This window comes from Pseudoduganella sp. RAF53_2 (assembly GCF_052113985.1).
GTDB lineage: Bacteria > Pseudomonadota > Gammaproteobacteria > Burkholderiales > Burkholderiaceae_D > Rugamonas.
Genome location: NZ_JBFRDW010000214.1, coordinates 1 through 8706 on the forward strand (window position 1 = coordinate 1; position 8706 = coordinate 8706).

Below are 8706 nucleotides of genomic sequence, written 5' to 3' on the forward strand. Positions count from 1 at the left end.
GGCCAAAGGCCACGCAGTTCACCGTGGTGTTCATGCGGCCCCATTCTTTCGCAAGCGTTTGCGTGACACCCATGATGCCGGCCTTCGCTGCCGAGTAGTTCACCTGTCCCGCATTGCCGAACACGCCGGCGACGGAGGAAATGTTCACCACCTTGCGCACGTTGCGGATGCCCTGTTCCGCTTCGGTCTTGGCCAGCGCCTTGATCACCGGCTGCGCCGCACGCAGGATGCGGAATGGCGCAGTCAGATGGCAGTCAAGCATGGCGTACCACTGCTCGTCGGTCATCTTCTGGATCACGTTGTCCCAGGTGTAGCCGGCGTTGTTGATGATGATGTCCAGGCCCTTGAAATGATCGACTGCCGTGCCGATGAAGCGCTCGGCGAAATCCGGAGCGGTCACGCTGCCGACGCAGGCGATGGCTTCGCCTCCCGCAGCCTTGATGGCGTCGACCGTTTCCTGGGCAGGAGCTTCGTCCAGGTCATTGATGACGAGGCGCGCGCCTTCGCTTGCCAGTTTCATGGCGATGGCGCGGCCGATGCCGCGGCCGGAGCCGGTGACCAGCGCTACTTTTCCTTGCAGTTTCATTTTCTTTCCTCTCTGTTCATGCACGGCGGATCGATGATCCGCCCTACGCGGCGACGATGGCTTCGCCGATGATTTTTTGTTGTCCGTACTGGTTTGCTGCGACGACCGCGATGCGCGCACAGGGTTCGCCGTCGAGATCTAGCAGCTCTTTGACTTCGCCGCGGCATTGCATGGCATTGCCCAGGTGGGTAATGCCGGCGAAGCGGACTTCGTATTTGCGCAGGCGCGATTGCGGCACCCATTGCGTCAGCAACCGGCCCAGCCAGGCCATGCCCAGCATGCCGTGCGCAAACACGTCCGGCATGCCACAACGGCGGGCGAAATTGATGTCGATATGAATCGGGTTGTGGTCGCCCGAAGCACCGGCGTACAGCGCCAGCATGGTGCGGTCAACGGGCGGCAGTTGCAGCGTCGGCAGGATATCTCCCGGTTTCATCTGGCCTCCTTAGTGGCGCACAACCAGCAGCGAGCGCAGCTCGGCCACCAGTTCGTTATCCCGGTTCGTCACGCGCGAACTGCGCTCGACGAATTCCAGCGCACCATTTTTCTTGTCGTAGATTTCGCTGACCGTTGAACGCACGGTGATGTGATCGCCCGCGCACACCGGCTTGTAGTAGCGGAAGGACTGCTCGCCGTGCAGCAGCTTGGCCAGCGGAATCTGCATCTGGTGCAGCATCCAGTCTGTGGAACCGCTGTCCAGCTCTACTGAGAACAGGAAGGTAGGCGGCGCGGGGATGTCGGCATAGCCCGCGTCACGCGCAGCGCTCACGTCGAGATAAATTGGATCAGTCTCGCCGATGGATCGCGCGAAGAATTGCAGACGTGCCCGGTCCACCAGCATTTCGGAAGGAGGCAGCTCACGCCCCAGCCAGGCGCGGTCAATCATGCCGACACCTTTTCGTACAGCGTCACCACGCAGGCGCCGCCCAGACCGAGGTTGTGCTGCAGCGCCAGACGCGCGCCTTCGACCTGGCGCTTGTCCGCCTGGCCGCGCAGCTGCTGCACCAGCTCCGTGCACTGCGCCAGGCCGGTCGCGCCGAGCGGATGGCCTTTCGACAGCAGGCCACCGGATGGATTGGTCACGTACTTGCCGCCGTACGTGTTATCGCCGTCTTCCACGAACTTCTGCGCGCCGCCGCGCGGGCACAGTCCCAGCGACTCATAAGTGATCAGTTCATTGTGCGCGAAGCAGTCGTGCAGCTCGATCACCTGCACGTCCTCAGGACCAATACCGGCCGCTTCGTACACCTGCTGCGCCGCCTCGCGCGCCATGCTGAAGCCGACCACCTCGCGCATATCGCGCGCTTCGAAAGAAATGGCGCGGTCAGTCGTCATGGATTGGGCGCGGATGCGTACCGCGGCGTTCAGGCCGTGGCGTCTGGCGAAGTCCTCAGAGCAGATCACGGCCGCAGCTGCGCCGCAGGTTGGAGGGCAAGCCATCAAGCGCGTCATCACGCCGTCCCACACCATCGGCGCCGCCATCACTTCTTCTTCGGTGACTTCCTTGCGAAACAGTGCGACCGGATTGTTCGCCGCGTGGCGGCTGGCCTTGGCGCGGATCTTGGCGAAGGTATTGAGTGGCGTGCCGAATTCCTTCATATGCGCCAGGCCGGCACCGCCGAAGTAGCGCAGCGCCAGCGGGATCTGCGGCTCGCCCACCAGTTCATCGGCGGCATTGTCGAACAGTTCGAATGGGCTCGGACGGTCATTGAACACGGAACCCAGCGCACCAGGACTCATTTGCTCGAAGCCCAGCGCCAGCACGCATTCCGCAGCGCCCGATTGCACGGCCTGGCGCGCAAGGTACAGCGCGGTTGAGCCGGTGGAGCAGTTGTTGTTGACGTTGACGACCGGGATGCCCGTCATGCCCACCTCGTACAGCGCGCGCTGGCCAGCCGTGGAGTCGCCGTACACATAACCCATGTAAGCCTGCTGGATCTGGTCATAGCCGATGCCCGCATCGGCCAATGCTGCCAGCGCGGCTTTCGACGCCATGACGGGATAAGGTTCGTTGGCGCCCGGTTTCACGAACGGCACCATGCCGACGCCTGCGACGCATACTTTGGAAGTCATCTTTTGTCTCCTGCTGGTTGAAACCGGCGGTGGCAATTCGCCYCACGCCTCGGCTTATAATTCCCCCATCCTATGGGCTTGCAAGCTGCCCGGCAATTGCCGCGGACATTAAAACCAATGGCAAAAGACCTCACCGACACCCTGATCGCGCCCGCCTTCGTACGCGGCATGTTGTCCCGTATCGGCGCCAGCGGGGCCGATGTCACAGCCTACCTGCAGCGCGTGGGCGCCGATACCGCCGTGCTGACCGATCCGGCCCATCCCGGCATCAGTTCGCACCAGTATGTCGCATTGTTCTACACGCTGGCCCAGGAACTCAAGGACGAATCGGTGGGGCTGTTTTCGCGGCCCTTCAAACTGGGCAGCTTCGCCCTGGTCGCGCGCTCGGGCATGGGCGCGCCGGAGCTGGGCAGCGCGCTGCAGCGCATGAGCAAGGTATTGAATCTGCTGCAGGATGACCTGCTGTTTTCGCTGTCAGTGCAGAAGGACGAAGCGGGACTGGATGTGGCCTGGGTCGGCAAAGGCGAGAGCGCGCCGGCTTTCCTGCAGGAGACCATGGTGCGCGTGCTGTGGCGCCTGGCCGCGTGGCTGATCAACGGTCCGCTGCCGATCCGCCATTTCGATTTCATGTTCCCGGAGCCGGACTATGCGCGCGACTATGCGGCGGTATTCCCCGGCGAGCGCCGCTTCCAGCAGGCGACTTCGGGCTTCTGGTTTGATGCGGCCGTGCTGCAGACGCCCGTCAGCCGCGACGAGCAGGCCCTGCGCGCCTTCCTGCCGGATGCTTTCGCGCAGATTCTGCTACCGCCGCGCGGATTTGGCCCGGTGAGCCAGGAAGTGCGCAACTGCCTGCTGCGCCAGTATCCCGACTGGCCGGATCTGCCGGCCATTGCGGCCAGCCTGCACGTATCACCCGCAACCTTGCAGCGCCAACTGGCGCACGAGGACTCCTCTCTGCAAAAGCTGAAGGACGATCTGCGGCGCGGCATTGCCATCGCGCGCCTGACCACTTCGCGCATCGGTCTGGCGCAGCTTGCCACGGAGCTGGGCTTCAGCGACAGCGCCACGTTCCAGCGCGCCTTCAAGAAATGGACGGGAAAAACCTGCGGCGAATACCGCGCTACTTCTTCAGCAGCAGGTCGATGAGGGCAGCGGCGCTGGCGCGCAGCCGGGCCGGATCGGAATAAACACGCTCCATGATGACCAGGCCGCGCGTCAGCGTGACCATCAGCCGAGCGCCCTCTTGCGGCGGCAGCGACAGCTTGCCGGCTTTCTGCAGGCGCTCGGTCAGCAGGGCTTCCATGCCATCCAGCAGGCCTTGCAAAGCGCTGAGGATGATCTCGCCCTGCGCCGTTTCATCGGCCGCCGTCTTGGTGGTCAGGCAGCCGCGCGTGTGCGCACCTTCGCCGGGACTGGTCATCAGCGCGATCAGCTTTTCGAAAAAGGATTCGAGCGCAGTGCGCAGGTCGGGATGAGATAGCGCCTCGCGCGCCAGTTCGAGAATCTGGCGGTGATAGCGCTCGAAGGCCAGCACGAAAATCTGCGCCTTGTCGCCGTAGGCGTTGTAGAGCGAGCCACGCAGCACGCCGGTGGCCTGCGCCAGGTCCTGCATCGAGGTGGCACCATAACCGCGCTGCCAGAACAGCTGCATCGCAGCGTCCAGCACGGCATCTTCGTTGAATTGACGTATTCCGACCATGAGGGCGATTTTAACGCATTCTTGACACACACGTCAAACTTGACTACCCTGTCAAACATAATTCGAAATCTCGTGGGAATCTCGTGGGAACTATCATGGCTTCATCTCCTTCCGTTGGGCGGTCGATTTTTGCCGCCTTGTGTGCGAGCCTGGTCGGCATTGGGCTGGCGCGCTTCGCTTACACGCCCTTGATTCCGCCGCTGATCGAGGCGCACTGGTTTGCGGCCAATGATGTGCTGTATCTCGGCGCAGCGAATCTGGTGGGCTATCTGGTTGGTGCAGTGGGTGGACGTCCGCTGGCGTCGCGCTTGAGCGCACGACGTACCTTGCAATGGATGATGGCGCTGGCGGCGCTGGCTTTCTTTGCTTGCGCGGTGCCGGTGTCGGTGGCGTGGTTCTTCGCGTGGCGCTTCCTGTCCGGCGTGGCGGGCGGAATTATCATGGTGCTGGCGGCGATTACGGTGCTGCCGCATATTCCAGTCGAAAAGCGCGGCATGGCCAGCGGCGCGATCTTCCTTGGCTTGGGTATTGGAATCGCCGCGTCGGGCACGCTGGTGCCGCTGCTGCTCAAAGTCGGGCTGTGGCAAACCTGGGCCGGGCTCGGCGTCGTCTCCGCGCTGCTGACCGCCGCGAGCTGGCAGGGATGGCCCAGTGCGGCGCCCGCGACGCCGCGCAACGCCCCGGCCGCAGGGACATCGGCGGCGAGCGCCGATCCGGTAAGCGCTGCTGTGGCGGCGACGGCGGCGGTGCAGACGGAGGCGGACGCTGAGACTACGGCGGTGGAGGCCGCGGCGGAGGCGAACGCTGTGGCTACGGCTGTGGAGGCCGCGTCGGAAGCGGACGCTGAGGCGGTGGAGGCGGCGGCGACGGCCGCGGAGTCCGGCGGGACGGCCGCAGGCGGTCGTGGCGCGACCGCGGCTGGTGCATCGACGCATCCGGCGGCGACAGCGGATGGCGGCGCGGAGATGACCGTGCTCTACGTGCAGTACGCGCTGATGGCCGTTGGCCTGGTGCCGATGATGATCTTCCTGGTGGATTACATCGCACGCGGATTGGGCCTCGGTGCGCAGACCGGCGCCATGTTCTGGATCGCCTACGGCATCGGCGCCATCGCCGGCCCGATGATGTATGGCGCGCTGGGCGACCGCATCACGCCGCGTGTCACCAACCGCATCGCGATCGCCGGACAAATCGCGGCCATCGCCCTGCTGGTCAGCACGACGAAAATACCAGCGCTGATCCTGGCCACGCTGGTGATCGGCACTTTCCCGCCGGGGATCGTGCCCATCTACCTTGGCCAGATTCAGCGCATCCTGCCCGGCAATGCGGAAAGGCAATCGGCCGCCTGGAGCCGCGCCACCACCATCTACGCGCTAACGCAAGCGATTGTCGGCTACACTTCATCCTGGCTGCTGACTGCGAGCGGCGGACAACATCGCATGCTGTTCATGCTGGCCGCAGCAGGCTTGATACTGGCGCTGCTTACCGAGCTCGCCGCGCGAGCAGTGAGCGGTAAAGCTGAGCATAGTCCTCGGCCATCTTCCCCGCCGTGAACAAACTCCAGTAACGCTGTTCCGCACGGCGGCCCATATCGGCCGCCAGCTGCGGGTTCTCCCACAACACGCGCATCGCTTTGTCGAAGGCCTCGACATCGCTGGGCGGCACCACCAGGCCCGTGTCCTGATCGATGTTGATATAGGTAGTGCCGGTGCCAATTTCGCTGGAGATCATCGGTTTGCCATACATGGCACCTTCCAGCAGCGAGATGCCAAAAGCTTCCGAGCGCAGGTGCGACGGGAAAGCCATGGCGTAGCACAGCTTCAGCAGTGCGATCTTGTCTTCTTCATCGAGCGCACCGAGGAACTGCACCTTGTCGAGCACACCGAGACGCTTGGCGCGCTCCTTCAGTTCCTGCTCGATCGGACCGGCACCGACAATTGCGACGGGATAACCATTGCGCGCCACCGCATCCAGCAGAATGTGCAAGCCCTTGTAGTAACGCAGCACACCGACGAACAGGAAGAAGCGCTCGCCCATGCGGGCACGCCATTTCTCTATTACTTCCGGGGGCGGTTCGGGATAGGTGGATTTATCCAAACCGAATGGAATGGTAGTCACCTTGTTTTCATAGCGTCTCAGCACCGGCGAAGACGCCAGATAATTCGGCGAAGTCGCGACGATGGAGTCAACATCTTTCAGGAAGCGGCGCTTCAGCGGGGTGTACACACGCAGCAGCGTCTTCTGGCGCACGATGTCGGAGTGGTAAGTCACCACGCTCGGTTTCTTTACCCGCGCCATGAAGTGGGCCATATCCATGAAGGGCCACGGGAAGTGATAATGAATCACGTCCGCGTTTTTCGCCAACGCCGCCAGCTTGCGGATCGATGCAACCGACACCGCATTCGAAGCGATTTCGAAATCGAGCCGCACGCGATGAACCGAATGGCCTTCGATGTCCATCAGCTCCGGCCCGCCATTGCGGGTCAGCGTCAGCACTTCGTTGTGGACGCCGAGCCGGCTTGTGCCCACGCACATCTGGCGGATCACTTGCTCGATGCCGCCCCAGGAATCGGGATAATAAGTCTTGTAGAAATGCAGTACGCGCATGTTACTTGTTGCCGTGATTGGCAATTACGCCTCGTACATCCAGCGCAGGGTTTGCTGCAGCGGCACCGGCTCGATGGCGCCGATCACGGACGCGAGGCGGCGGTTATCGCCCGTCAGGCGCTCCACTTCATTGGCGCGCACAAAGGCTGGATTGACGTGGACATTGATTTTGTAGCCTGCAATCTCTTCCATCATGGCGATCGCCTCACCCAGCGAGTAAGCCTTGCCGGAGCTGATGTTGAACACCTGGCCAGCAGGTTTGGCCGCGAGCAGGGCGCGGTAGCTGGCGGCGACCATGCGCACGTCGGAGAAATCTCGCCATACCTGAAGGTTGCCCAGTTCGATGTCCGCGGCCTTGCGGCGGAAGTGCGACACGATCTTCGGCAGCAGGAAGTTCTCGTGCTGGCCCACGCCCGTGTAGTTGAATGGGCGCGCCATGATGATGGGCAGCTTGTCCATCCACAGGCGGGCCATGTACTCCATGGTCAGCTTGCTGACGGCGTAGTCATTGGCCGGCGACGCAGGAACGTCTTCGTGAATCATTTCCACGGCTGTGTTGCCATAGATATTGGCGCTTGATGCCAGCAGCACTGCACCAGGCTTTTTCGGCGCAGACGCCAGCGCTTCCAGCAGGTTGCGCGTGCCCATCACGTTGACACGATAGATCTGCTCGACGTCGGAATGGGCGACGAAGGCGATGGCAGCCAGGTGCACCACGACGTCCGGCTGCAATTCGTGGACCGCCGCGGCGACAGCGGCACGGTCAGTGAGGTCCAGCGACACCATGTCGCCGCCATGCTCGTGGCCGGGCACCGCAGTACCGATCACTTTGTAGCCGGCGGCACGCAGCTCCTGCGCCACATAGTGGCCCGTAAATCCAGCCAGACCGGTAACGAGGGCACGTTTGCCCTCGCCTTCACGCGCCGGGGACAGCAGCTGCAAGCGGTCGCTCATATCAGACGGAGAAGCCCGCGGTATTGCGGCGCAGATCTGCTGCCACCATCATCTGGCACAGCTCTTCCAGCGAAGTCTTGGCTTCCCAGCCCAGTTCCTTGCGGGCCTTGGATGGATCGCCGATAAGCAGGTCCACTTCGGCTGGGCGGTAAAACTTCGGCGACACGCGCACCAGCACCTTGCCGGTCTTGGCGTCGCGGCCTGTTTCGTTCTCCACACTTCCCTGCCACTCGATGGCGATGTCCACTGCCTTGAAGGCCATGGTCACGAAGTCGCGTACGGTCTCGGTACGGTTGGTGGCCAACACATAAGTATCAGGCTTGTCGGTCTGCAGCATACGCCACATGCCTTCCACGTATTCCTTGGCGAAGCCCCAGTCGCGCTTCGCGTCCATATTGCCCAGCTCCAGAACGTCCAGCTTGCCCAGCTTGATCTTGGCGACGGAGTCGGTAATCTTGCGGGTCACGAACTCGCGGCCGCGCAGCGGGGATTCGTGGTTGAACAGAATGCCAGAGGAAGCAAAGATGCCGTAGGACTCGCGGTAGTTCACCGTCATCCAGTGCGCGTACAGCTTGGCCACGCCGTAAGGGCTGCGCGGATAGAACGGCGTGTCTTCCTTTTGCGGGATAGCCTGCACCTTGCCGAACATCTCCGAGGTCGAAGCCTGGTAGAACTTAATTTTCGGATTGACGATGCGGATGCCTTCCAGCAGATTGGTGCAGCCAACGCCGGTAATTTCGGCCGTGGTTGCAGGCTGTTCGAACGACACGCCCACGAAGCTTTGCGC

Annotated in this window: 10 protein-coding genes; 2 read left to right on the plus strand and 8 right to left on the minus strand. The window is 62.7% G+C overall.

Annotation, left to right across the window (positions count from 1 at the left end; genetic code table 11):
* From AB4Z11_RS14330 to AB4Z11_RS14345, 4 genes are all read right to left on the minus strand, one after another.
* Positions 1-586 (minus strand): SDR family NAD(P)-dependent oxidoreductase (locus tag AB4Z11_RS14330; RefSeq protein WP_442025919.1); only part of this gene is annotated, 586 nt, incomplete at its 3' end.
* Positions 587-629: 43 nt separating this feature from the next.
* On the minus strand, positions 630-1022 hold the full coding sequence (locus AB4Z11_RS14335; protein WP_442025920.1) for a MaoC family dehydratase: 393 nt from the start codon (positions 1020-1022) through the stop codon (positions 630-632).
* A 9-nt stretch (positions 1023-1031) separates the two neighbouring features.
* Positions 1032-1472 (minus strand): MaoC family dehydratase N-terminal domain-containing protein, encoded by a 441-nt coding sequence (locus AB4Z11_RS14340; protein ID WP_442025921.1) that lies wholly within the window; start codon positions 1470-1472, stop codon positions 1032-1034.
* Positions 1469-2659: a lipid-transfer protein gene (locus AB4Z11_RS14345; RefSeq protein ID WP_442025922.1), complete on the minus strand. Its 1191-nt coding sequence runs from the start codon at positions 2657-2659 to the stop codon at positions 1469-1471. Before AB4Z11_RS14345 ends, AB4Z11_RS14340 begins: the two co-directional genes overlap by 4 nt.
* Positions 2660-2776: 117 nt before the next feature.
* Between AB4Z11_RS14345 and AB4Z11_RS14350 the strand changes: the two genes are divergently transcribed.
* Positions 2777-3805: an AraC family transcriptional regulator gene (locus AB4Z11_RS14350; protein ID WP_442025923.1), complete on the plus strand. Its 1029-nt coding sequence runs from the start codon at positions 2777-2779 to the stop codon at positions 3803-3805.
* On the opposite strand, the gene AB4Z11_RS14355 is transcribed toward AB4Z11_RS14350, so the two are convergent.
* Positions 3780-4358 (minus strand): TetR/AcrR family transcriptional regulator, encoded by a 579-nt coding sequence (locus tag AB4Z11_RS14355; protein WP_442025924.1) that lies wholly within the window; start codon positions 4356-4358, stop codon positions 3780-3782. The two genes, AB4Z11_RS14350 and AB4Z11_RS14355, sit on opposite strands and share 26 nt — an antisense overlap.
* 95 nt (positions 4359-4453) lie before the next feature.
* Here AB4Z11_RS14355 and AB4Z11_RS14360 point away from each other — a divergent pair, with 95 nt between their 5' ends.
* Entirely contained in the window at positions 4454-5911 is a 1458-nt protein-coding gene (locus AB4Z11_RS14360) for a YbfB/YjiJ family MFS transporter (RefSeq protein WP_442025925.1), read from the plus strand.
* Here the strand turns inward: AB4Z11_RS14360 and AB4Z11_RS14365 are convergent.
* The 3 genes from AB4Z11_RS14365 to AB4Z11_RS14375 form a co-directional block, all read right to left on the minus strand.
* Positions 5841-6965 carry a glycosyltransferase family 4 protein gene (locus AB4Z11_RS14365; protein ID WP_442025926.1) on the minus strand — a complete coding sequence of 375 codons (1125 nt, stop codon included), beginning with the start codon at positions 6963-6965 and terminating at the stop codon, positions 5841-5843. The two genes, AB4Z11_RS14360 and AB4Z11_RS14365, sit on opposite strands and share 71 nt — an antisense overlap.
* A 24-nt stretch (positions 6966-6989) precedes the next feature.
* Positions 6990-7919, minus strand: a complete 930-nt coding sequence (locus AB4Z11_RS14370; protein ID WP_442025927.1) for a GDP-mannose 4,6-dehydratase — start codon at positions 7917-7919, stop codon at positions 6990-6992.
* A 1-nt stretch (position 7920) separates the two neighbouring features.
* Positions 7921-8706: GDP-mannose 4,6-dehydratase (locus AB4Z11_RS14375; protein ID WP_442025928.1), on the minus strand; the 786-nt coding region annotated here is incomplete at its 5' end.

Coding starts and splice junctions, on each gene's coding strand:
- AB4Z11_RS14335 (WP_442025920.1), bottom strand. CDS start 1,022: ATGAAACCGGGAGATATCCTGCCGACGCTGCAACTGCCGCCCGTTGAC.
- AB4Z11_RS14340 (WP_442025921.1), bottom strand. CDS start 1,472: ATGATTGACCGCGCCTGGCTGGGGCGTGAGCTGCCTCCTTCCGAAATG.
- AB4Z11_RS14345 (WP_442025922.1), bottom strand. CDS start 2,659: ATGACTTCCAAAGTATGCGTCGCAGGCGTCGGCATGGTGCCGTTCGTG.
- AB4Z11_RS14350 (WP_442025923.1), top strand. CDS start 2,777: ATGGCAAAAGACCTCACCGACACCCTGATCGCGCCCGCCTTCGTACGC.
- AB4Z11_RS14355 (WP_442025924.1), bottom strand. CDS start 4,358: ATGGTCGGAATACGTCAATTCAACGAAGATGCCGTGCTGGACGCTGCG.
- AB4Z11_RS14360 (WP_442025925.1), top strand. CDS start 4,454: ATGGCTTCATCTCCTTCCGTTGGGCGGTCGATTTTTGCCGCCTTGTGT.
- AB4Z11_RS14365 (WP_442025926.1), bottom strand. CDS start 6,965: ATGCGCGTACTGCATTTCTACAAGACTTATTATCCCGATTCCTGGGGC.
- AB4Z11_RS14370 (WP_442025927.1), bottom strand. CDS start 7,919: ATGAGCGACCGCTTGCAGCTGCTGTCCCCGGCGCGTGAAGGCGAGGGC.